This window comes from Enterococcus sp. MSG3290 (genome assembly GCF_050555565.1).
Lineage (GTDB): Bacteria > Bacillota > Bacilli > Lactobacillales > Enterococcaceae > Enterococcus_B > Enterococcus_B faecium.
This window is the reverse complement of sequence record NZ_CP187862.1, coordinates 476,655-500,156: the sequence shown is the minus strand read 5'-3', so window position 1 is coordinate 500,156 and position 23,502 is coordinate 476,655. Positions and strand designations below refer to the sequence as shown.

Sequence of the window (23,502 nt, the reverse complement as noted above, 5' to 3'; positions counted from 1 at the left end):
AGCAACCTTTATAAAACCGATTGCTGCAGCTTATTTTTGTTGCTTATACTTCAGACTTCATTTTAGATTTACGGTACCAGCTGTACGCTCCAATCATCAAACTTATTCCGATTAGTAAGAATGCCAAGAGCCCGTTCCCACCAGTAGCAGGAAGTGACCCGCGTTTCATATTCGGTACTCTTTCTGGCCCTGGATTTTCTACTCCTACGATCTGAATTTCTTCATTATAGCTTCCATAAGAGATGATAAATTCAGTAAAGGCTGCCTCACCTGTTGGAAGTACATAACCTTCTGGCGCCATGGTCTCTTTCATTTGATAGGTTCCATAATCTAACCCTTGAACCTCAAAGTATCCATTTCCATCTGCGACAAATTCTGTTGCTTGTCCGCTTGTTGCCCACTCAATTCTATCTGCTCCTGATTCATAAACAGCTAAAGGCGACTCCCCTTTATAAAATATTGCGTATTCAGAACGGTCTTCATTCCACAATTCGAATCTTGCATCTTTAAGCAATTCACTGCTTGATGCATCATATTTTTCAAACTTTCTTCCACCTGTTGTGACTTTCTCTGGCGGCTCTACTCCTTCTTCATAATCAAATTCATCATTTCGTCCGATTTCAATAACCGCTGTGTTGTTATGGAAATCATCCGCTTCTAGTTCTGTGGAAACCTTCAAATTATACGTGATCGTTAAATCTCCTCCACGTGCATCTGCTAATCTACCTAAAGTATCTACTTTGGCTACTCCATTTTCTTCTGTCAAAATCGTCACGACAAACCCGTTGTTTACTACTTCTACTATATAATCTTGTCCTTTTGTTAAAATCGTCTCGCCGGCTCGCACTTCTATTTCCTGATCATAATAAGTTAGACCAACTGTAGGCGTATCTGTGATTTTGTAATTTTTGATAACAGCGCTTCCGTTTTCAAGGACAGAATCGATGAAATAAGGAATAGGTGCTGTGATCGTGTAAGAAGCCGTTTTTCCTCTTTCTAGATCAATATAAGAAATCGTTTCTTGTTCTCCAGCTTCATTAATAATCGTTACTTGTCTAAGGTCGCTTTCCTCTACATTCATCTGTTTATCTGCTTCTCTGATTTCGTTTTTCGGATACAAATGCACATCTGTATTGTATGTGTCTTTCCATGTAGAACCATCCCACACACCATCCACCATATCAGGCATCATCACTGGCATCATAACAACCATTGGAGACGCGATTCTGGAAATATGAGCTGGCGAATAAGTTTCTAAGAAAAGATAGACTTTATCTCTAGAAGAAGGTGCTTCTTCCGTCACTTGGACGGTAGAAAATACCGCTTCTCCAGCTTCATTCGTTGTTTGTTTGTCAATACTTGTCAGTCGATATTTTAAAAACCAACTTTCTGTGTGCCGTTTTTGAATCCATTCAATCGCTTCGGCAGAATTAAGACCGTCTTCTCGTTCCGGTGTTAAAGGATTATCTCGAATCAAATCGTAATATACTTCCGTTACGTCAAACAAATCAAAATCGACTCCTGGAATATTTTCTTCACCAAAATCCGTAGAAACCAATCCGCTATTCGGTCGTTCTTCCGGAACAGATGAGAAACCTTTTTTGTGTAATGTAATCGTCACTTCACTTGGTTTTTGTGCGACTTCTTCGGCTTTGACTAGTTTTCCGTTCCCGAAAATCCCTATTCCCGCAGTAACGAGTAACAGTACACTCATTCCCGTGACAATCATTTTTTTATTCATTTTTTTCTCCCCGTTCTTTTTTTATTAATAAAACAGCACCTAACAATAAAAGAATTCCTAGTAAAGAAATCAACGTTCTTGCTTCATTCGTTTGCGGGAATACGGACCATTTTCCTGATTGACCTGGATTGCTTGGACCACTCGGCTCTTTCGGTTTGTCCGTTGTTTCTTTTACGGTCTCGTTATAAACACGTGGTGTTGCGGATTCATAGGCAGAGACTGGAACTTTCCCGGATTCTAATTCAGCCATCTCCTGTCCGTTAACTACTACATATTGTGGTTGGCCTTTTGCATCCACCCAAAATTCAGGGATGATGACCTCGATTCTCTTACTTGCTTCATCCATCTCGTAACCTTCCACACCTTTTAATTCTTCAAAATAATAGGTGCCAGAAGGCAAGAAACGTTGTCCTGTCGTAACAAGGCCCTCTTTATCCGAAATGAATTTGCTTACATTTTTGTCATTCAAAGGATCATTGTCTGCTGGTTTGATCCATTGATTTTTCAAGTCATTAGCAGGAGCCATATCTAAATAATATTTCTCCCCTTCTATCATCTGATATAGAGCAAAAACAGCACCTTCTAATGGTTTTCCTTTTTCAGTTGTTCCTCTTTGACGTCCATACTTGAAGAAGTATGGATCTCTTAGATAACCGACATTTTTAGGATAGATATGAATCTCTTGCAGTTCCTCGGTTGATTCTGTCGGGTGATAAATTGGCAAAATAGCAGCAATTGGGATAGCTGTCTGATCGATATCAACATCCAATCCAACTTCTGGATCAATCGATTCTTCGAAAATCAAATAAACTGCATCCCGATCTTGGTTTTTCTTAGGTGCTTTGATACGTGCAATCCCGTTTCCTAATCCGCCAACCGTATCTTTCCCAGTTGTTACCGAAGTCCCTATTTGGACAAGCCTTTCTTCTGTGATTAGCTGACGGATATTGTTTCTGTTCGTTTCAGCGATTTGCTGGACGAATTCTTTAGGAGTCATGTTTTCAGCAGCTTTTTTTTCATGATAATAATCGGTCATGTCGTAAATGGCAAATGTCGCTCCATTTAGTGGCACCGTCTGTGAAATGATATCTGCTGTTTCCCCTGCTTCCTCAGAGATAGCCAAGCCATCATTTTCATGGTATTCAAATTGATCGTTATAATCGATATCTCGAATCATCCGTTTATGCAACACGAATTCCACGACATCTTCCCCTGATTCTTCTGCCGACATCGCCTGTGGAAGAAGGACTGCTGCAAGCGGTAGTAAAACAAGTAATTGAAGCATCAAACACAACAGCTTTTTCATTACCTTGCTCCCTCCTTTTTAGATTGTCTGACAAACAAACCATAGGCTGCTCCTGCAAGCGCCATGAAGAATGCAGCAAGCAGGATATAGAATAATCGTCCGGATCCTCCTGTAGCAGGCAACGGATTTTCAGGATCGTTCCCGACACTAAGCTGTAATCTGATTCGATTTGTCTCCAAAAGTTCATATTCTAACTCTTGCTGTAGATCAGGCGTCTCTGCTTCTTCGTTTGGGTAATACGAAATCTCAACTTTTAGTGTACCCGCTTCTTTTCCTGGAACTACCCGATCATTTTCTATGTCAGGTTCTTCTCGATAACTAATTTCTAAAATAAAGTAACCTGGAAGTTTTCTATAGCTGTCAGGTGACTTCACTTCCTTGATCCGATAGACCCCTTCCAACAAGTCTGAAGCATTGAATAGGGAAGAATCGTTTGGATCTGGTGCCAAGCCTCCCTCGATGATTTCATACTCTCCTGCACTATTTTGTTTCTCAATTGAAAATTCTGCGCCTTCAAGACGTCGGCTATTCATACTGTCAATTTTCAAAAGTTCCAAATCGATTGGCGCTAGTTCATCTTCTAAGGTTACTTGTAGTACACCATCGATGATTTCATAGCCTTCCGGCAAGGGAGCAGTTTCGTCTTCGATGACCGTATCTTCAATGATAAACTTACCTTCTTCATTCAGTGCAAACTGGAACACTTGATCAGATAGCCGATACCCATTTGGTGCGACAGATTCCGAGACCTCATATTCACCAATAGACAGATGCAGAGGTTGGTCGTAATTTAAATCGACATACTTTTCTACTCCTACGGCACGAGAATAGAAGTATCCGATCCCAGGCAAACGTTTCGATTCTTCTGGTTCTAACGGATTACCAGTGTATGCTCGATACAGCGGGAAGGAAGAATCCCCCACTTTCCTGATATCGAAACCTGCACCATCTAATGTATGGCCTTCATGGTCTAATTTTCTAACTCGGATCTCCCGATAATCAAACGTATTGTAAGCAGTGAATGCTACCCATAAACGATCCTCTTCATCTGTTGTATACGTGAGATATTGCCAATTTTCTTCACCTGTTTGCTTGAGCTGGATAGTCCCTATAGCATTATCGTAAAGTCGCAAGATCCATGTGTCATTTTCGTCAGGTTCTTTGAAACCTTCTGGGTTCTGGCTCTCAATGATTTTGTATTCTGCATAGTTGGTAGTTTCTTCACTATCCTTATAAACAAATGAATCTGGCTCTCCGATTGGATGAATAACTTTCTCACCATCCACGATTACATATTTCCCGTCTTCATCTACTGAATAGAACGTGAGTCTCCCTTTCTCTTCCTCTACTTCGTTCACACCAGAAAGCCCTTTCGCTACTGGATATCCGATTTCCAGTCCGTTACCATCTGTTTCATAAAGTTCAAACTCTGCGCCATTGATTGGCATATTACTGCCTTCAATTAGTTTATTGATATTCATGTGGATTGGCTTGAATTCATTTCGCATTTCCAGTTTGACATACAACTCATCATACTCTGTGCCTTCTATGTTGGGCTCTTGTACAACAGAAAGTTTGTGATATTCTCCTTCATAATAGGAATTCGGATCTTTACCTTCCGGTCCGCCGACTCTCGAACCAGATGTATATTCATCTACAAGCTCGTAGTGACCTAACATCTCATCTTCGTTGGCTGCATATTTTTTGATTTGGAATTGATATGTCTCATCTACTAACTGATAACGTGGTGGTCCAGCGATCTCTCTGATCCAAAATATGTCGCTGACTGCTCCAGTTTCATCTCCTAAAATCGGCATCTTCGTTTCAAAGATCGCTATTCCGTCCGTGGTAGTTTTACTTGTTTCGATTGGTTCGGCTTCCCCACTCTCTGGATTTTGGTCATATAATGCAAATTCGACTCCAGCCAACGGCTCGCCATTTTGACCCTTCTTGCTGACTTGGAAATTACGGCCTTTATGTTCGTAACGAATGGAAGGAGATGGGAAATACATCCGTCCAGTAGTGATATCATTCTCATAATCCTCCAGGTTCTGAATATAGGCCATATTGTTCACTGTGTAAAAATTTCCGTCTTGAGCTCCCGCATCAAGTTTTACTTGGTACTTGATCCTGACCATTTCCCCTTCACCTAAAGAAATCGGAGAAAATTTATAAGCTTGATTTTCCCGTCCGACATACGTTGTCGGAGTCGCCACTACTTCTGGTGGGGCTTGGCCATGACGTTCTTCATCCCATATTTCTGGCTCTTGGTACTTCATGCCGTTTTCTCCTGGATCTAGATGGTAAAACTGAATATCTGCCGATCTGCCAGCTCCAAATGGTGAGACATTAAAACCAGTTTCATCATAAAGTGTGGCTTGCTGGATCGTTCTCTTGAAGGTAGAAGAGATATCCTCCAAGGCTGTAACAATGTCATTCTTGTTGTTCGCATTGTAATATCGCGGTGTTACGCCATCTTCTTCTAAATCAGCAATATTTTTCAATACATTTCGTCCAATAGCATCTAGTCGTTGTCTCCCGCTAACGTTTCCATCGATTCCTAAACCAATGGAGAAGATACTTGGCGGGTTCTCTTGATACTTGTTTTTCAGCCAATGATGATAAGCAACTGTGTTGATCGCAGATGACTTTTCTTGCGAAGTAGGACTGCCATTCGTATTGTTATTAGAAGAACCATCACCAACCCAGTGAGTCGCTTTATTATCTCCTTCTTTTACCTCTCCATAACGATAGTGTACATTTACTTCATCTTCTGGACGGTTAAAGTCAGATGCGTAGGTAACTGGATGAGTAAACCCTGCATTAGAAGTATTCCCAGAAAACTCCTCAAAATTTCTGAACAAAACGCCATTATCTTCAGCAATCTTATCTTCCATCACAGTCCAGTTGCTCCAAGCTCCATTAGTGCTCGTACGATAACTTGACTGAATCGGTGCATAACTGAAGGTCGGTGTCCCATCTCCCACAACGATCAGGATTTTTTCTGGATTTCTATTTTCTCCGCCATTGTCTTTATACAATGTTTCATAGCCATTTTTAAGCCCTAGTGTAAGCGGAGTTCCTCCGATTGGTGTACGATTTAATGCTGTATTCTCACTTCCCGTCAAACGATTGATATCATTTGTCAATGGAAAGATGTCCGAACTGATTTGCTCATGGTTATTGATAGCTGTACTATTATGGTAAAAATTCACCATACCGATTCGAATATCCAGACTCGGGTCAGAGAGCAGATCTTTACTCATTTCGTTTACTGCCTCAATCAACGCAGCATTTTTAGTTTGACTATTGGTCCCAGCGGTTAATTCACTCATACTCGCTGACTTATCTAGAACAAAAACGATATCGATTGGACTGATTTCCTTTTTCTCGCCCCCGATGACATCTAGATAGACATTGTAAAGGGTTGTTGCATCTTCAGGATGTAGATCAGATGCTGTGCTGCTTGGCAGAACAGGTTCTACCCATTTTTTGATGTACGCCCCGTTATAATCCAAGTAACTGTTTTCAAAATTCCGTTCATTTCCCCAAAGCTGAACGGTTTGAGCTGGAACGTTTCTATCTTCTTCGCCTGCAGTTGATCCATTATTAGTAGCATAGTCGTAATTTCGCCAGTTCGCTCCCCCGTTTGTATAATCACTATCATCGATCAAGTTCTCTCCGTCATATGGCGAGCCTTTGTCTCCTTGATAGCGTTCATTGCTTTGTGTCCAATTTCCTAACACTTTTGTATAGTCATTCGTTGTAAATTTCGGGTAGCGATGCTGTTCGTTTTCAACTTCTCCGCTAGGATAGATATATTCATAGGGGTCTTGCGTAGCTGTTGGCCCAAGACGCTCCAAAATACCGTTGAATAACTGGCGTTGAATGCGCTGGAGTGCTTGACCGCTGGGTACGATTGGTTCGTCCAGCTTTTCCATCTCATTTTCTTCGCTACGTTGAATTTCAGCGGAATCTTCTGTATCAGTTTCATTTTCTTGTAATTCTTGGTTATCTATTCTTTCATCAACCACCACTTGAAGAGGTAGTTCCCCTTCGTTCACATCGGGGATCTTTTCTGTTTCAAAAATCAATGTGCCGGTTTCTGCTTCTTTTGAATAAACTTTTCCGACATACCATTCTTGACCATCGATCGTCTCGACTTTTAGGTCTTCTCCATCTTCATCATAGGAGGATAGACCTGTTCCACGAACGTTTTTTACGGTACCAATCCCGGCGGCTGCCGCATCGATTGCTAAACGTATTCTACCTTCATTGGCACTTTCCTTTTTTTCAAAAGCCAGATGCCATTCAAGGGTTTCTTCTTTTTCAATATACTTCCCTTCAATTTTTGCATAGTCCTCATCTAAGAATACCTCATCCTCCTTTGTTTCTGTTGACTCAGCAGCTACATCCAGTGTCGTCATATGATAGACTGACTGGAAATATGGTCCAAATAGCAAACTGACAGTCACTAACTGCAAAAGCTTCAATTTTAACCCTTTCACATCCTTATACTCCTTTCAAAAATATTTGTCTTCTTTCACAACAATCAACAAAACAATGCCCATCTAATTATAATTTAATTTAATTTTAATTTTAAATCAAACAATATCCTTTTTAGTTAAAAAACACCAATTATACAACATTTATTATTAAAATTAAATTATAAATTTTTATAACGTTCTCATTTAACAAAACTTAAGTTATTAAGACAAATGAATAAACAACTACGCTTTCCTCGAAACAAAAAAATAAAGCACAAATGCGCATTTACGCACTCATGCTTTATTCGTACAATTAATTCAGATAACGGCAGCGCATAGGATGCCAATAACACTTCCTAAAATAGCTCCTCCTAAAATGTCAGTAGGATAATGTAAAAGTAAAAAAATCCTCGAATAAGCGATCAAACAAGCAAATAAAAAGGCTAATATTCCTGCAACCGGACTTAATTCGAACAACGCAGCTACTGATAAAAAGGCTAGCGCTGTATGTCCTGAAGGAAAAGAAGAAGTCTTCGGTTTACTTGTGTAAAGGACAAGCCGACGATTTTTTTCATAAGGTCTTTTCCGTCTTGTCGTTTTTTTGATAAAAAGCAAACCAACAAAAAAATAGATCAAACTGCCGATAAGAATGGCTAGACCATATTCTCTAGTATCAGGTATCAAGACTAAAACAGCAGCAAGGAGCAACCAAATAAAACCACCATTAGAGATATTACTGATAAATTTCAAAAAATTGATTTTTCGACTATCCGTTTTCCGTTGCTTGGCGAACTTGTTGATAATACTATCATCGATTTTAGCAATCAAACGCAACATGTTATTCCTCCTTTTTAAGAACCTTTTCTTGCGTACGATGGATAAAAAGCAGGACTTGAAAATAAAACAAGAAACTGAAACCTAATAAAGCAAAATAGATTGGTCCTGCAAACCAGAATGCGACAAGAAGGATCAACGTGCCTGCCAAATAGAAAAGCGCGCTTTTGAAATCATTAAAAAACAAGAAAAATGCAGTAATCCAAGAAGCTTCTTTTTGTTCCAGTTGAAGCAAGATTTTGTAACTAAAGAGAAGCGCGCTTAATAGAAGCAAAAACAACGTAGTATACATCAATGTATAGCCAATTCCCCCACCCCAATAGCGGAAAATCTGATAATCGATCAATAGAAGAAGAAAATAAACACTTGCTAAACTATCTTGCTTTCCATAAAGAGAGAAGTTCTCACGAAACTTTTTCCAGAATAGTGAACCGAGCTTTTTCTCTTCATTTTTTTTGTAATGATAAATCATATACAGAACTGTTCGACTTGCAGTTCCTAATGTGAAAACAGGCAAGACGCACAGGAACCATAGTAGCTGTAAATGGATAAGACGTGGAATCCATTCAATGATTTCTAAGAAATAATCATTGGCTTTTTTACCAATCGATCGATTCATCATCCTTTTGAACCTCCTGTCAAATCCATCCCTTCAATGAAATAACGTTGTGCAAAAAAGAACAGCAAAATCGTCGGGATCAAGACAAGTGTTGCTCCTGCCATCAGATAATTCCATTGTGTCGTTGCTTGGTTCTGAAAAACTTGCAAGCCAATCTGTAACGTGTATTTTTCTTGATCTTGGATATATAACAGAGGACCTAAGAAATCATTCCAAGCTGCGTTGAAGGAATTGATCGCAATGGTAATCAAGGCAGGTTTCGTCAATGGAAGCATCAAATGACTCCAAATGTACAAATGATTCGCTCCGTCGATTTCAGCAGCTTCGATCAATTCATTATTGATCGATAAGTAAAATTGACGCATCAGAAATATATTGAACGCATTGCCGAAGAACGATGGAACGATCAGGGGCAAATAAGTACCTACCCAGCCGATCTTGGAGAATAATACATATTGAGGGATCATCGTTACAAACCCCGGGATCATCATCGTAGAAAGAACCAAAGCAAACATCAGCTTTTTCCCAGGAAAATCAAGCTTCGCAAATCCATAAGCAATAAAAGAATTTGAAAGGACATTACCGATCACTACTAGCACAGTGATTAATAATGTATTTCTTGCATAGCGCCAAAAAGGAAAGGCGGCAATCGTATCCAGATAGTTTTCCCATACGATTTTTTCTGGGAAAAAGGTCGGAGGATAACGAACGATTTCTTCCATTGGTTTCAATGAAGTAAACACCATCCAAAGCAATGGAATGATCAAAATGATTCCTATTACTGTCATGAGGACATAACTTAGTATTTTTTTTGTTTGCCGATTCACACTGGTCTTTTTGAAATAATCCATCATTTGCCGTCACCTCCAGAATAATAGACCCACTTAGGTGCAAGCTTCAAATTGACAAACGTCAGAACCAACACGATCAGAAACAGGATCATTGACATAGCCATCGCATAACCCATATCAAAAGCTACGAACGCCTTGTTCCACATATGCAGATTATAAAAAAGCAAAGAATTTGCAGGTCCGCCTGTTCCATTTTTCGTCATGACATAAGCTTCTTGAAAAATTTGGAAAGAACCGATCGTAGAGGTGATCACATCGTAAAAAATAATAGGAGTGATTAATGGCAAAGTAATACTTTTGAACTTTCCCCAAACGCCTGCTCCATCGATTTCTGCTGATTCATATAAAGATCTAGGAACATTTTGTAATGTAGCTAAGTAAAGTAGCATTGCTCCTCCAGAACTCCATATTTTCATCAAAATCAACGCAGGTTTCGTCCATTGTGGATCAAACAGCCAAGCTGGTCCAGGGATATGGAACCAGCCCAGAAATGTGTTGATCAATCCTGCAGATGGAGAAAGCAGCTGCATCCATAAGATGTAGACTGCTACTCCTGATAAGACTGCCGGTAAATAGAAAGCTGTACGGAATACACTGATTCCTTTGATTTTTTGATTGAGTACTGTGGCTAAAAACACACTGAAAATCGTCGTCAGCGGTACATTGAAGATGACGAAATAAACGGTGTTGTATAACGATTTCCAAAATAAATCATCGTGAACGAACATTCTTTTGAAATTTGCTAGACCAATGAAATTCATCTTGGATGTCAAATTATAATCGGTGAAACTACCAATAACTGAAAAAAGCATAGGCCCTAGCATAAATACCAAGAACCCGATAATAAAAGGCGAGATAAATAAATAGGCCCATCTTGCTTCTTTTTTCTTTCGGATAGATAAACGCTTCAAATTTTCTTGCCTCCTCTGTACCTAGACAGTCAAAAATGGATTATTGATTTTGCTTGACTAAGTTTTCTACTGCTTTTTGTGCATCTGCCAATCCTTCTTTTGGTGATTTTGTTCCTAAAAGAATCTGGTCAATCTGTTCATTCACTAATGTCGTGTAATCCGGAGCATCTAAAGGAACTGGTGTGATCACCGTATTTTTAAAGTTTTCGTCCGCCATTTGATAGATCATTTTTCCTTTATCCGTTAGGTTGTCATTATTCACTAAATTCTCATTGGCTGTCTTGCTCGCCATGATATCAAAACTTTTTTCGCCGAATTTTTCTTGTACTTCTGGAGAAGAAAGATATTTGATGAATTCATAAGAGGCCTCAGGATCTTTTGCTCCGTATGGTACTTCCAAGACGAATCCGCCACCCCACGACCAATGGCCTGAACCTTCTTCTTTTTCTGGGAGCTGCATCACGCCAAAATCAAAATCATCCGGTGCATTTTCCATCAAACTAGAGTAATAATTGATATTTTGGGCACGCATGGCTACTAATCCGGAAATAAATGGATCAGATACACCAGACCCAAATTCGGCTTCTAATTTATTGATCGTATTTTTCCCATAATAATCTTGCCAGTCTTGGATCCACTCCAAGGCTTCCACTTTATTTTTAGTATCAATCTTGACTTTTTCATCTTTGTCAAACCAACTAGTCCCGTTATCTGCGTTTAGCGCCCATACATCAGCCCCTAAATTCCATAATGGATAAAAACCGATGCGTGTAAATTCTTTTCCTTCTTTTTTATCTAGTTTACGTGCTGTTTCTTCTAATTCATCCCAAGTTGTCGGTAGATCTTGTTCACTGATTCCAGCTTCTTTAAATAACTTTTTATTATAAAAAATGACTTGTGTATCTGTATTGAATGGGATCGCATAAGGATCACCTTCATATTCTACTGTATCCCAAAGCTGCGGATAAAAATCCTTAGAAGTGTCTTTTTCTACATATTTGGAGAGATTAGTTGCTTGCTGTGCTTCTGCTCTTTGGGCAACGGAATTTATGTCCTGTACAATAACATCGGGTGCATTTCCAGCTGTTATTGCAGATAAAGATTTAGTCCAGATGTCACCCCATGGCTGATACTTATAATTTACATGGATCTCGTTTTGTGATTGATTGAAATCCTCAATGATTTCTTCGATAGCTTCTTTTCGTGCACCGGATCCCCAAAAGGACCAGAAATCAATATTTTTTCTTCCATCACTTGTTTTTTCAGAAGAATTTGCTGCACTTGAACTGGCATCGCTTGCATTACTTGATCCGCATCCTCCTAATAAAAACAATGCTGAACTTGCCAGCAACCCTGTAAACAATAATTTTTTCATATTTTACCTCCAAATTTTAATGTAACCGATGTCGGTTTTAATATAACGATATCATTTTGTTCTGAAAATAACAATTTATAAGGCATGATTCTAAAAAAATTATTAATGATACCAATACTTTATATAATTCGCGAGCGTTTTCTTTGAATTTTTTAATCTTTCGTAGCAGAATGAGAATGTATTAAAAATAGATTAGGAGGAATTTTGATGTTTAGACACCAGAAAGAATTGCAGTTTGAAGCAAAACCAGATCGTCCGAATCCATTAATCGCGAAATATCTGCAGGAGCTGATCGGCGGCCAATATGGCGAGATGAGTGTAGCTATGCAGTACCTGTTCCAAGGCTGGAGCTGCCGAGGAGAAGAAAAATATAAAGATATGCTGATGGACATTGCAACAGAAGAAATCGGCCACGTGGAAATGTTGGCGACAATGGTTGCTCGTTTATTAGAGGGTGCGCCTGTTGAAGATCAAGAAGCAGCGATGCAAAAAGATCCAACAATCGGTGCCATTATCTCTGGAATGAATCCACAGCACGCGATCGTAGCTGGCTTAGGACCTCGTCCTGCTGACAGCGTGGGCAATCCATGGAGCGGTGCCTATATCATTGCGAGTGGCAACTTGTTAGCAGATTTTAGAGCTAATTTAAATGCCGAATCACAAGGAAGACTTCAAGTAGCACGTATTTACGAAATGATCGATGATCGTGGCGTAAAAGATATGCTGTCTGTTCTCCTTGCAAGAGATAGCTATCATCAAAATCTATGGGAATGTGCAGTGAAAGAATTAGAAGAAAAAGAAGGTTCGATCTTAGTCCCAAGTACTTTCCCGCGTGACAAAGAACGAAAAGACATTGCTTATGACTTCTATAACTTCTCAGAAGGAGACCAAAGTAGTGAGGGTTCTTGGGCTAGCGGCAAAGCATTGGACGGCGAAGGCGAATATCAATGGTTGAAAGAACCTAAGATCGAAGGCGCTGCGCCAAAATTAGAACCAGTAACACCAAAAATGTATGGGACACCTCCATTCAAGAAATAAATATCTACCCGTAGAAACACCCGTTTTTTGTTCCACACGCTTTGTGAGCAAAACTGACTAAAGTCATTAATCATAACCACCCTTCAAAAGGGTGGTTTTCTCTAGAGCTATAAGCTCAAAACACCGGCCAGCGCCTAAAGACGCTGGCTTTCATATTTTATGTTCAAGCCATATTGCCTTTGCCAGTTTTGCCCACCTCTTAAAAGGTTTATGTACTACTCCTTAGCCCTTAAAAGGATCGTCTTACTCTCGTACACTCAGCTTATCTAACGCACTATCATGTTTTTCTTGTTCTTGAATGTACTTTTTGATGGTCGCTTCATTTTGTCCTACTTTTGTCACATAGTATCCTTCCACCCAAAAGTGTCGATACCCAAATTTATATTTTAGATTTGCACAATCTCTTGATGATCTCCTGAATATTGGCTCGATATTGATTATAAATTATTTTTCTTCTATACTTTGGTGTGAATACAATGTGGTATTTACACATCTACTTTGTACGGGCTAAACTATTTCCCTTTATTGCTCCACCCGCATAGCAAGTGGTTTTGTATTTCACTCGCTCGGCGCGCTCAATTAGGTCTAAAGACAATAAATCTAAAAACCCGCTGCTTCACTGACAGAAACAACGGGTTTTCAGAAAAAAATGAAATGAAAAAGATCTCTTACGGCAATCTATTTTATTTTTTTGATTTTTTATAAATGGAAAATGCTTCAAGAAGTCCAAGAAATAAAGCCGTATAAAAACCAGAACCTATGAAATCTTTATTTATTAGATATTCAACAGAAATCCCGATAACACTAGCCAACAATATATTTATCAGAAGTGTAAAATAAGGATGCTTTTTATAGAATAGAACTAGTGTTGTTTTCATAGACTCTCCTTTCTTCATATTTCCAATTAATCACAAATTCACGGCATTACTAGAAAAATTAAAGGGGCGCAGAAGTGGAAAAATACTCTTCGACTTTCCCTACAAACCAGGCCATCTTGTGTTTAATAACTATACCAAATCTAAGGTACCTCTAAATCTAAATTCCATTTGTGGCGGTGACCCCCAATTTTTAACTCTTCTATCTCCCATCCAGTATACATAACCTTGATACTTCGACCACTTATATATCGAACACACCAATACCTATCCATTGCAGGAGTACTACCTAACTTAGTTGCTACTTGCATCTAAATAACAGCTGAAAAGATAGGACTTACTCTTAGTAAAGTATCTGAACTATTAATTTTTAAACTATCATTTTTATCCTCAACTACATACATATCTGTTGCAACTTCACTTTCTGTCTCATCCAGATAAATGATTAAGGAATCGGGAATTGCAATATCTTCAGCTGACGCTGGAATAGTTGAGCTAAATTAGTCATCATATCTTTATTATAAAATAACCAACAGCAAAAAATACAATGAAAAACAAACTTGGAACTAATGTATCATTAATAAATGTTGAAAGATTCAGCAACTCATTACTGTATGATTTTAGCAGCCCAACCAACATATACCCTATAAAAGCTAATAAGATGGTTAGGAATCCTTTAGAATTTTTACTCATTCATAGACACTTCCTTAAATAACTTTTATTATAGAAGGTATTGTAAATAATAATATTGACAAAAAGTGACTCAAAATAAAAAAAACCTTACATTATACTGGAATGAACTGTATTGATAGTGTACCTAAAAGCTCTACTGACATAAGATCGTGTAATCGGTAAAGTAATTTTATTAATTATACGGGATGTAATCAATTAGAGAATAAACTAATCATAAAAGGTACTTTTACATTCATAATTGTCGCTTTGAGATTCTACTTTGGTTCACTATCTGACCCAATTGCACATTTTCGAGCATTACAAGTATTGGTGTCGTTAGAACAACTAAATAGAAACTAGCGGTAGATTTTTCAGAATCTATGCTAATTTCTGTACGGATGTTCCAGTGATGGCAAATTTCTCTTTTCATTGTTTTTCTTGTCGCATGCTATGCCTTTTTGTGTTATTCAGTTAAACTATAGAAATTCTTTCCTAGACAGATCTTGATCCCAAATTTTACGTTTTTGAGCATCGATATAGTTTAAAATGACATTACTCATATCTAAAGAGTTTAGATTTTTTAGGACTAAAACTGTCAGTTGTTCTTTTTCTTCTTTCTGTTAAAGTATTGTCGCGACTTTTCGTATACGTTAAGATATGTCGTGAAAAAACAAGTTTTGTGACACAAAAAAACGAATGACTTGAGGAAATCACCTCAATCATTCGTTTAAAATGCTATATATTCTTTAGTTTAAGATACGGAAATTAATCCCATCGACCACACTAGTAGAATGAACGACATTTACTTGGCCTTTTTTTAATTTCGTTATGTTTAGCATATAAAAATATTATAGAGTTTACTTACAATGCTTAAAACATATACTGTATAATCTGATCAATTTTAGCCATGTCTTGCAATGGTAAGTTTTCTATTTTTTTGAGTTTTCGTTCCTTAAAATCAAGAGATTTTAATTGTGAAATAATTACTTGTCCTTTTATATCTAGCTCTTCAGGTAATGAGTAACGTGTCGGTAAATTCTTTATAGTGGAAGTAATTGGACATATGACCGAAAACATTGTTTTACGGTTAAATTCATAACGAGAGACGACTAGTCCTGGTCGTCTTTTTTGAATTTCTTTTCCTACGGAGGGATCAAAATCAATCCATACAATATCACCTTTTTTAGGAATATAAATTCTTTCTTCTGACACTATAAAATTTCTCTCCCTTCAGGAGTTAAATCTTCCCATTCGTCTTTCTCATAATACTCGGCCTCTTCCCCACCACTAAATGGATCTTCAATTTTTGGAACTAACGTAATTGTTCCATCATCAGAATACACAACGATATATTCTTGGTTTTCTGAAGGTTTCTTTCCGTTATCAGAAGGTAAAGTTACCACTACAGAACTTCCTTGTAATCTAGATTTTGTAACAAGCATTATCATCACTCCCTTAATAAAAGTATACTATATAACACTAAGTAACGCAAAATTCCCCTTTGTAAACTATCTAGAAAATTGTTTTGTTTAAAGTATATCTTATTGGATATAAATAGAAATAAATTGTAGCCAGTTCATTTTTTCTTTAAATAAAAAAATAATCCAAGAAACATTGAACCTATGGATCCAAAAGCTACCCAAATACTATAGCTAACTCCCCGCTACCTTCAATCTTGCAGAAAAAACGCTTTGGAAAAAAATCGAGAAAATCGCAAAGACGACAGGCCATCCTATCATGCCCGATTATAAACAAAAAGCTGGCTATTCCTTTTGCTCTGGCAAATTTCAATTGGGAAAGTTCACGAAACTAGCAGGTGAAGAAGTTTCAACTGTTCGGATCAAAGAATGCCTGATTCAAATAGAAACGTTGGTTCAACGAATTTCAACTAGAGAAGACTTTGCTATTGTAGAATGTGAGATCGTAGCTATTTTTGTAGAAGAAGGGATTTTACATGATCCAACTCATATCAATGTGGATAAATGGCAACCTCTTATCTATAAACTCAGAGAATATACAACTGCCAACCAGTCGTTAAGTTTGAATTTTAGATTCCAAGAATTCAAAGAGTCATAATGATAAACATCGTTAGGTATAAATAAAAAAGACTCGCAGCACAAGTAAAAAACAAATAGAAGCTATACCTTAGAAAGGTCGACTGTGACTCTATAGATGCAGTATATGCAGCTTATGAGCATTTCTTCTGTTCTCTTTGTTTTTGGGATCTGTGCTGAAGTCTTTTTCGTTTTTTGCCGCTCTTTCTTTGAAAAATCGATTATGTTATACCTTCTCCATTACTAATTCAGGCATCTGTTGAGTAATGATTTTTCGCGCAAAAGAAATATCTGTTACCCAAGGTTCGATTTGTTCTTCAGTCAAGACAAGCGGCATTCGGTCATGGATTGGTGCGACTGTGCGGTTAGGTTCAGTAGTCATTATGATTGATTCTGCCATTTTTTCATCCTGATGGCTACGATAAAAACCGCCAACATACACTATTTTTTCCTTATTTGAAAACATAAATTTGTCTTTTTCTTCATTCCACTCATAAAAGCCACTCATTGGGAAAACACAACGATTTTGCAAAAATGGTTGATGAAAGGTCTTTTTTTCTTCTACTGTCTCTGCACGGGCATTAATCATCAATTGTCCTTTTTTAAATCCGGTAAATCCCCACTTCATGATTTCCGGAGTGAGGATGTTTTCTTCCTCTTTTCTTAACGTCACAACAAGATTTGACGGAAAAACTTCTCCAGCTGCTAATTCTGCTGCCTGCTCCGGTTGTTTCGTCTGGGCTTCTCGATAATAATTCTGAAGGAGCTCTGACTCTAGATCAAAAAAATAACGACCACACATCCTAATCCCTCCCAATCTTTTTTTCTATCATACACTGCAACAAGAAGTTCGCACCAACAAAACGCTTTCAATTTGTGTAGAACTAAAAAAGTTGTGACAAGTGACAAACTCTCCAGTGAATGGTATTCTCCTGCCAACTCCTCGGTCACAAGTCACAATATTCAACAAACATGAGAAGCTGCTTTTTGAAATTGTTCCTTGTGACTCGGAGTGAAACGGCAGGCTTACGACCTCTGGGTAAACGGTGTTCCAAAGCCAGTTTCTCGGTATTAAGCCAAATTTATGCAAAAATGTAGAAAGCCATTTTCACAAAATTTTTCTTAATACTCGAAACTAAGCGACTTTTTCACAACCTCTTCCTTAAATGGTGTTCCAAAGCTTGCATCTGCGGTAATAAGCCCAACCAAACGAAAAATATGAGCAGCTATTTTTATTTGGCTGTTCTTATTACTTGATGCAGGGCAGCTTTTTCACAACCTCTCCACTAAACGGTGTTCAATCAGCTAACCTTCGGTATTAGCTCAAAAAACGGCAAAATATGAGGAACTATTTTGCCGTTTGTTTCTCTAATACTCAGGTCAAAGCGCTGATTTCACAACCTCTTATACACGGTGTTCCAGAAGTAGCTTCTTCGAAAAATAAGCCGAAATTTCACAAAAATTTGAGAAGCAATTTTCGTAAATTCATTCTTATTTCTTGAAGCTGACCACTTCTGTCACAACCTCTAATTATTAAAGAACCTTTTGCGAAGTTAACAATCTTTCTTTGATCAATTGGAAATTCTGTCTAAGTAGTGATAGATCTTGTGTGACTTTCAACAATAAGATACTGCCCTGGATTTCAGCAATCAACGCTTTGGCTTGACGGTCTGCCTCTGCATCGGACAGTTTTTCTTCAGAAAGTGCCAGGATATTTTGTTTCGTATACTTGACCCATTGATTGACTAATTCTAGTAGCAACAGACGGTATTCTTCATCCACTGTACTCAACTCAATAATCAAATTACCTACAGGACAGCCATGATAAGTGATCTGTGTCTCATGATCAGCGAAAATCCAGTCCAACATTTCTTCTAATGCTTCTTCTGGCTGTTTTCCAGCATTTAAGATGTCTTCGAACAATTCTGTCTGCCATACGTCCATATGCGCATGGATCACCGCTAGACAAACTTCTTTTTTTGAAGAAAAGTAATAATAAAATTGACCTTTTCCTGTATCAGAAGCTACTAGAATATCTCGGATTGACGTTTCATGATAGCCTTTTTTATAAATAAGATCTTTGGTCGCTTCCAAGATCTTTTCCTTTGTTTTCAATGATATTCTCCTTTTTCATTTCTCATAGTCCTATATTATACAGTAAATTCATCATTTTTTCTTCTTAATCGTTTAAAAAAGACTGTGCCAAATTATCTGACACAGCCCTCACTATAAAACTGTTCTCATATAGCTAGATGTTCATTGATTCAAGAACTGCGAGGACAAAAGCAATTCCTATCTTATGATAGTTGCTCTAATACTTCCTCTGTTGTCATCACTTGATCTGCAATAAAGCCAAAGTTCGTCAACGCTGCATCCATTGCTTCTTGACCAGGAGCACCAATTGCATCTGTCGCTACCACAACATTGAATCCACTCTCTACCAATTCACGCATATGGGAATCGCTACACAAGTTTCCGTTCATTCCACCAAGAATCACTGTGTCGATTCCATTTTTTCTCAATTGAAGCGCTAAGTCGTTGCTTTCTGGTCCAAAGATTTTATGAGGAGAGCTGATGATCGTATTTTCATCCAAATATGGTTTCAATTCTTCGATGAAATCAGCTCCTGAACCTTCTTCAACTGATTCATATTGACTTTTTCTAGCAAACATCTGCTGTTCAAGCATCATATGTTCTCCTGCACCGCCAAATTGCCATTTATGGTCATGTGGATAAAAATAATGAGGAGAAATAAAGAGTTTGTATCCTTTTTCTTTTGCTTGTTTCACCATTTCGATCATATTTTCGATCGTATTGTATTTTTCTAAGATATCTTTTGTCAAACCAAAGCCACCGCCTGCTGGTTTCAAGAACTCGACTTGCGGGTCAGTGAGAACTACTGCTGTATTTTTGTTGTTGAACATGATAAATTCTCCATTCGTTATTTATTTTAATACATCATTTAAAGCTTCACTCATTGTTGGATGAGAATAGATTTGATCTCTCAATAACGTATAAGGAAGTTTTCCATTCATAGCTAGCGAAATCAAGTTGATGACTTCATGAGAATCTTCCGCATAGATACTTGCCCCTAGAATCAAGTCAGTTTCAGGGTCGACTAAAACTTTGAATAACCCTTTAGGATCTTCTAATACTTGTGCTTTAGGAACACCGCTTGTCATATACTTGAATAATTTGTAATTGACGCCTTGTGCTTTGGCTTGTTTTTCTGTTAATCCTACATTGGATAAAGTTGGAGTGATAAATACACTGTAAGGCACAGCTTTCCGGTTATTCGTTGTTCGTGTATTCTCGCCTTTCAACTGATCCATGATAATTCGATAATCATCTAGAGAAATATAAGTGAACTGCAATCCGCCTTTGACGTCTCCAATCGCCCAAATGTTGTCTGCATCTGTACGAAGGTATTCATCCACAGCGATTGCTCCGCGATCTGTTAGTTTAACATCTGTATTTTCTAATCCAAGTGATGCTGTACTTGGTTTTCTTCCAGTTGCAGCCAAAACTTTTGACGCTTGGATTGTTACTTCTTGGCCATCTTCTGTAAAGGTGACGGCAGCTGTTGATTCTTGGTCTGCTACTTGATCTACAGATACACCTAGATGGAATTCGATTCCCGCATTTGTCATGTCTTCTAAAATCATTTGCGCGATATCTTCATCTTCACGAGGAAGAAATTCAGGATGGGCATCAAGAACGACAACTTTAGATCCGTATTCATTGAACATTGATGCAAATTCCAAGCCAATATATCCAGCCCCGATGATCACTAATTTTTCCGGTAATTGTTCCTGATCCATCGCTTGCGTAGAATCAATCAAGTAGCGACTTGTATTCAATCCTTTGATTGGTAAAATGATTGGTTCAGAACCAGTATTGATGAAAATCCGTTCGCCTTCAACAATCACTTTTTCACCATTATTCGTCACTTCGATTTGATGGTTAGAAAGAAAACGTGCTGTACCGTCCATCACTGTCCCAGTTGCCTCATCGCTGATCATATGATAATTTTTGGCGCGAAGCATGCCCGTCAATTTTTCTTTCCGAGCAACAGCCTCTGTAAAGTCGATTCCTCTTTCTCCATTGAAAATCAATGATTTAGAAGGAATACAGCCGATGTTGATACATGTTCCGCCATACATACGTGTTGACTTTTCAACGACTAAAACCGATTCGCCTTTTGAAGCTAACGCCTTCGCTAAAGTCTTACCGCCCTTTCCAAAGCCGATCACAATATTTTGATATTTTTCCATCCTTTTTCCCTCGCTTCTTTTTTACCTACCGATTGGTACAAAAATATGATAACCGATAATTGTCTATTCTCCAAATCATCTGCTTTATTTGTCAAAAAAAACCAGACAAAAAGCGGTCCTTTCACGTTTTTAGTCTGGTTCGATTTCCTTTATTCTTCTAAACAATCGTTACTTCTACATCGATATTTCCTCTAGTTGCTTTGGAGTAAGGGCAGAATTCATGCGCATCTTCTGCAATTTTTTGGGCTTCTTCTTCGCTGATGCCATCGATATGCACTTCTAACACTACACCGATCTGATAGCCGCCATCATCTAAATTATAAAGAGAGACACGTGCTTTTACTGTGGACTCTGCTGTCATTCCTGCTTCTTTGATCATATGTTGTACCGCCCCATTGAAACAAGAAGCATAACCTGCTGCAAATAATTGTTCTGGATTTGTTCCTTCTGCATGGATTCCTGGAGGAGTGATTTTCATATGCATCGAGCCATTTGGTGCCTCGACTTCTCCATTGCGCCCGCCATGGTTGATCATTGCTGTTTCGTATGCTTTTTTCATTGTACTGCTCCTTTCGATTGACCATTTGCTACTTGGCTATAATTATAGTGTATGACAAGTAAGGCGCTTTCTACAAAAATTCTGCTTATTCGAATACCAGAATGCCGTCTTCTACTATTTTTCCAAAAAACAAAAAAATACTACTCGTGAACAACAGCGTCATATTTGTTCCAAAATAAATTGCAATCTTTTCTACATAATCTTTTATATGATTGATTTTAAGATACATATATACCAGAAAGTTGACCCCATAAACCAATACTGTTAAAAAAATAACCATATTCGTTACCATTTTTTCCTCCTTTTGCTGGTCTCCCTACCAGCATTCGATTTAACCATACCACTTTTTTTGCCGTCCAAGCAACTAGCCTTTCAAAAAGACTGGTTTATTCTGCTGTTAATGATTCAAGATCAGAAAAATGTCCGAATAATTTTGCTAATTTTACTAACGCCAACTTGTTCTTTCCGAATTCATCATTTTCTATCTGTAATACTAGTAACGGCTCATGTAAGCTTAAACGGATCAAAAACCAGCCGTTTCCGTATGGCTCTTCTAGATCATACCGAATACCTTCTTCATTTTCCGGGTCGAAGTTCATCCCTTTTTCTTCTTCCAACAGTCGCTTCATTTCTTCTAATATCTTGTTTCCTTGTTCGCGTGGTTCATCGCTGAACAATTTTAGTCGGATTTCTTGTACTTCTACGGGCTGTTTCAACTCTTTGATTTGTTCATCTAATGTGATACCTTTTCTTTTTAATTCTGGCAAAAGCATCAGGATCTTTGCGATGACATATGCACCATCATCCAGAAAATAATTTTCCTTGAATGCAGCGTGTCCGCTTGTTTCGATGGCTAGCTGTGTATCTTTCCCAAGACGGTTAAGTTCTAATGCTTTATTGATTACATTTCGATAGCCGGAAATATAACGAACTTGGATGCCTCCTTTTTCTTCAATGAATCTTTGTAGATGAGAAGAAGTAGGGGAATTCGTCACGATTCTTGTTCCTGGATGCTCTTTTAATACGATTGTACTTAATACTGCGATCAAATTATTTCGATTGATCACTGTTCCAGAAGCACTGACAACTGCAGAACGATCCACATCTGTATCGAAAATGATCCCAAGATCTGCTTCATTTGCTAAAACAGCCTGCTTGATACTTTCCATCGCTTCTTTATTATCAGGATTTGGGATATGATTAGGAAATCGGCCATCTGGTTCCAAAAATTGGGAACCTGTTGAATCCGCACCTAAGCTATTCAATACTTTTTCAGCAAAGAATCCACCAGCACCATTTCCGGCATCAACAATGATTTTCCAACCATTTAGTGGTTTGCTTTCTAGTGTTCCAATCCCCTTTTTAATTTTTGTGACTAAATCTTGCGCATAAGGTGTCAAAAGGTCTGCTTTTTCTACGCTTCCAGTTTGTTCGCTTTTTATTTTTTGCTGCTGTGATAGGATAAAAGCAATATCTTCTTTTTCTGCTCCTCCTTCTGAGGTAAAGAATTTTATTCCATTATAATAATAGGGAAGATGGCTAGCAGTCAGCATAACCGCAGCATCGCACGAGAACTGTTCAAATTGAGTGGACATAAACATAGCAGGCGTAGTAGCTAATTCGAAATCGATGACATGTATCCCTTGTTCTTTCAGACTTTGGATCAACGCCTCTTTCAGTGCTGGTCCGCTTATCCTACTGTCATGACCAATCCCAATCGTCCATTTTTTATTTGGATCGGTTGATTTCTTCTTTTTCTTTATCCAGTTTGCTAGTCCCCAGCCGATCTTTTTTACCATGTCTGTCGTCAAGTTTACTTCATATCCTTCAACTGGTAATGCGATTCCTCGAATATCCGATCCATTTTGCAGCGCTTTCATATCTTTCATATAAAAGTCCTCCTCAT

21 protein-coding genes and 1 pseudogene are annotated in these 23,502 nt (G+C 38.2%); 2 read left to right on the top strand and 20 right to left on the bottom strand.

The window, feature by feature from the left end; genetic code table 11:
* Positions 1-43: 43 nt before the first annotated feature.
* The 8 genes from IGL31_RS02320 to IGL31_RS02285 form a co-directional block, all read right to left on the bottom strand.
* Complete coding sequence (locus IGL31_RS02320) at positions 44-1,741, bottom strand: SpaH/EbpB family LPXTG-anchored major pilin (RefSeq protein ID WP_002326336.1); 1,698 nt, start codon at positions 1,739-1,741, stop codon at positions 44-46.
* Positions 1,734-3,047, bottom strand: a complete 1,314-nt coding sequence (locus tag IGL31_RS02315) for a pilin N-terminal domain-containing protein (RefSeq protein ID WP_073490353.1) — start codon at positions 3,045-3,047, stop codon at positions 1,734-1,736. The genes IGL31_RS02320 and IGL31_RS02315 overlap by 8 nt, the downstream gene beginning before the upstream one ends.
* Positions 3,047-7,555, bottom strand: a complete 4,509-nt coding sequence (locus tag IGL31_RS02310; protein WP_179189381.1) for a VWA domain-containing protein — start codon at positions 7,553-7,555, stop codon at positions 3,047-3,049. The genes IGL31_RS02315 and IGL31_RS02310 overlap by 1 nt, the downstream gene beginning before the upstream one ends.
* Positions 7,556-7,852: 297 nt before the next feature.
* Entirely contained in the window at positions 7,853-8,371 is a 519-nt protein-coding gene (locus tag IGL31_RS02305; protein WP_002286782.1) for a phosphatase PAP2 family protein, read from the bottom strand.
* Position 8,372: 1 nt separating this feature from the next.
* Positions 8,373-8,990, bottom strand: coding sequence for a YesL family protein (locus tag IGL31_RS02300; RefSeq protein WP_002286784.1), 618 nt, complete (start codon positions 8,988-8,990; stop codon positions 8,373-8,375).
* Complete coding sequence (locus IGL31_RS02295) at positions 8,987-9,841, bottom strand: carbohydrate ABC transporter permease (RefSeq protein WP_086299869.1); 855 nt, start codon at positions 9,839-9,841, stop codon at positions 8,987-8,989. The genes IGL31_RS02300 and IGL31_RS02295 overlap by 4 nt, the downstream gene beginning before the upstream one ends.
* Positions 9,838-10,749 carry a carbohydrate ABC transporter permease gene (locus IGL31_RS02290; RefSeq protein ID WP_002286787.1) on the bottom strand — a complete coding sequence of 304 codons (912 nt, stop codon included), beginning with the start codon at positions 10,747-10,749 and terminating at the stop codon, positions 9,838-9,840. Before IGL31_RS02290 ends, IGL31_RS02295 begins: the two co-directional genes overlap by 4 nt.
* A gap of 40 nt (positions 10,750-10,789) precedes the next feature.
* Positions 10,790-12,124, bottom strand: coding sequence for an ABC transporter substrate-binding protein (locus tag IGL31_RS02285; protein ID WP_002286788.1), 1,335 nt, complete (start codon positions 12,122-12,124; stop codon positions 10,790-10,792).
* Between the two features lie 207 nt (positions 12,125-12,331).
* Between IGL31_RS02285 and IGL31_RS02280 the strand changes: the two genes are divergently transcribed.
* Entirely contained in the window at positions 12,332-13,162 is an 831-nt protein-coding gene (locus IGL31_RS02280; RefSeq protein ID WP_002286789.1) for a manganese catalase family protein, read from the top strand.
* A gap of 243 nt (positions 13,163-13,405) precedes the next feature.
* On the opposite strand, the pseudogene IGL31_RS02275 reads toward IGL31_RS02280, so the two are convergent.
* The 5 genes and pseudogenes from IGL31_RS02275 to mazE form a co-directional block, all read right to left on the bottom strand.
* A pseudogene (locus IGL31_RS02275) lies at positions 13,406-13,655 on the bottom strand (transposase).
* A 190-nt stretch (positions 13,656-13,845) separates the two neighbouring features.
* Positions 13,846-14,040, bottom strand: coding sequence for a hypothetical protein (locus IGL31_RS02270; protein WP_002295146.1), 195 nt, complete (start codon positions 14,038-14,040; stop codon positions 13,846-13,848).
* Between the two features lie 504 nt (positions 14,041-14,544).
* A complete protein-coding gene (locus IGL31_RS02265) occupies positions 14,545-14,730 on the bottom strand; it encodes a hypothetical protein (RefSeq protein WP_086299870.1) in 186 nt (61 codons plus the stop codon).
* An 849-nt stretch (positions 14,731-15,579) separates the two neighbouring features.
* Positions 15,580-15,921: a type II toxin-antitoxin system PemK/MazF family toxin gene (locus tag IGL31_RS02260; protein WP_002302307.1), complete on the bottom strand. Its 342-nt coding sequence runs from the start codon at positions 15,919-15,921 to the stop codon at positions 15,580-15,582.
* Positions 15,921-16,151, bottom strand: a complete 231-nt coding sequence (gene mazE / locus IGL31_RS02255; RefSeq protein WP_002323011.1) for a type II toxin-antitoxin system PemI/MazE family antitoxin — start codon at positions 16,149-16,151, stop codon at positions 15,921-15,923. Before mazE ends, IGL31_RS02260 begins: the two co-directional genes overlap by 1 nt.
* A 295-nt stretch (positions 16,152-16,446) precedes the next feature.
* Between mazE and IGL31_RS02250 the strand changes: the two genes are divergently transcribed.
* A complete protein-coding gene (locus tag IGL31_RS02250) occupies positions 16,447-16,785 on the top strand; it encodes a hypothetical protein (protein ID WP_086299871.1) in 339 nt (112 codons plus the stop codon).
* A 204-nt stretch (positions 16,786-16,989) separates the two neighbouring features.
* On the opposite strand, the gene IGL31_RS02245 is transcribed toward IGL31_RS02250, so the two are convergent.
* The 7 genes from IGL31_RS02245 to IGL31_RS02215 form a co-directional block, all read right to left on the bottom strand.
* Positions 16,990-17,565 (bottom strand): SOS response-associated peptidase, encoded by a 576-nt coding sequence (locus IGL31_RS02245; protein ID WP_086299872.1) that lies wholly within the window; start codon positions 17,563-17,565, stop codon positions 16,990-16,992.
* 731 nt (positions 17,566-18,296) lie between these two features.
* Positions 18,297-18,878, bottom strand: a complete 582-nt coding sequence (locus IGL31_RS02240) for a TetR/AcrR family transcriptional regulator (protein WP_086299873.1) — start codon at positions 18,876-18,878, stop codon at positions 18,297-18,299.
* Between the two features lie 182 nt (positions 18,879-19,060).
* Positions 19,061-19,687 (bottom strand): cysteine hydrolase, encoded by a 627-nt coding sequence (locus tag IGL31_RS02235; protein WP_002286816.1) that lies wholly within the window; start codon positions 19,685-19,687, stop codon positions 19,061-19,063.
* 21 nt (positions 19,688-19,708) lie between these two features.
* Positions 19,709-21,037, bottom strand: coding sequence for an FAD-containing oxidoreductase (locus IGL31_RS02230; RefSeq protein WP_086299874.1), 1,329 nt, complete (start codon positions 21,035-21,037; stop codon positions 19,709-19,711).
* 157 nt (positions 21,038-21,194) lie between these two features.
* The gene (locus tag IGL31_RS02225; RefSeq protein ID WP_002286825.1) at positions 21,195-21,596 is read right to left on the bottom strand and encodes an organic hydroperoxide resistance protein; all 402 of its coding nucleotides are present in this window, start codon (positions 21,594-21,596) and stop codon (positions 21,195-21,197) included.
* 85 nt (positions 21,597-21,681) lie between these two features.
* A complete protein-coding gene (locus tag IGL31_RS02220; RefSeq protein ID WP_002293677.1) occupies positions 21,682-21,888 on the bottom strand; it encodes a hypothetical protein in 207 nt (68 codons plus the stop codon).
* A gap of 94 nt (positions 21,889-21,982) precedes the next feature.
* Entirely contained in the window at positions 21,983-23,485 is a 1,503-nt protein-coding gene (locus IGL31_RS02215) for a phosphomannomutase/phosphoglucomutase (RefSeq protein WP_002286827.1), read from the bottom strand.
* Positions 23,486-23,502 lie beyond the last annotated feature (17 nt).

Coding starts and splice junctions, on each gene's coding strand:
- IGL31_RS02305 (WP_002286782.1), bottom strand. CDS start 8,371: ATGTTGCGTTTGATTGCTAAAATCGATGATAGTATTATCAACAAGTTC.
- IGL31_RS02280 (WP_002286789.1), top strand. CDS start 12,332: ATGTTTAGACACCAGAAAGAATTGCAGTTTGAAGCAAAACCAGATCGT.
- IGL31_RS02320 (WP_002326336.1), bottom strand. CDS start 1,741: ATGAATAAAAAAATGATTGTCACGGGAATGAGTGTACTGTTACTCGTT.
- IGL31_RS02215 (WP_002286827.1), bottom strand. CDS start 23,485: ATGAAAGATATGAAAGCGCTGCAAAATGGATCGGATATTCGAGGAATC.
- IGL31_RS02265 (WP_086299870.1), bottom strand. CDS start 14,730: ATGAGTAAAAATTCTAAAGGATTCCTAACCATCTTATTAGCTTTTATA.
- IGL31_RS02225 (WP_002286825.1), bottom strand. CDS start 21,596: ATGAAAAAAGCATACGAAACAGCAATGATCAACCATGGCGGGCGCAAT.
- IGL31_RS02300 (WP_002286784.1), bottom strand. CDS start 8,990: ATGATGAATCGATCGATTGGTAAAAAAGCCAATGATTATTTCTTAGAA.
- IGL31_RS02220 (WP_002293677.1), bottom strand. CDS start 21,888: ATGGTAACGAATATGGTTATTTTTTTAACAGTATTGGTTTATGGGGTC.
- IGL31_RS02250 (WP_086299871.1), top strand. CDS start 16,447: ATGCCCGATTATAAACAAAAAGCTGGCTATTCCTTTTGCTCTGGCAAA.
- IGL31_RS02235 (WP_002286816.1), bottom strand. CDS start 19,687: ATGTTCAACAACAAAAATACAGCAGTAGTTCTCACTGACCCGCAAGTC.
- IGL31_RS02315 (WP_073490353.1), bottom strand. CDS start 3,047: ATGAAAAAGCTGTTGTGTTTGATGCTTCAATTACTTGTTTTACTACCG.
- IGL31_RS02285 (WP_002286788.1), bottom strand. CDS start 12,124: ATGAAAAAATTATTGTTTACAGGGTTGCTGGCAAGTTCAGCATTGTTT.
- IGL31_RS02230 (WP_086299874.1), bottom strand. CDS start 21,037: ATGGAAAAATATCAAAATATTGTGATCGGCTTTGGAAAGGGCGGTAAG.
- mazE (WP_002323011.1), bottom strand. CDS start 16,151: ATGCTTGTTACAAAATCTAGATTACAAGGAAGTTCTGTAGTGGTAACT.
- IGL31_RS02270 (WP_002295146.1), bottom strand. CDS start 14,040: ATGAAAACAACACTAGTTCTATTCTATAAAAAGCATCCTTATTTTACA.
- IGL31_RS02245 (WP_086299872.1), bottom strand. CDS start 17,565: ATGTGTGGTCGTTATTTTTTTGATCTAGAGTCAGAGCTCCTTCAGAAT.
- IGL31_RS02295 (WP_086299869.1), bottom strand. CDS start 9,841: ATGATGGATTATTTCAAAAAGACCAGTGTGAATCGGCAAACAAAAAAA.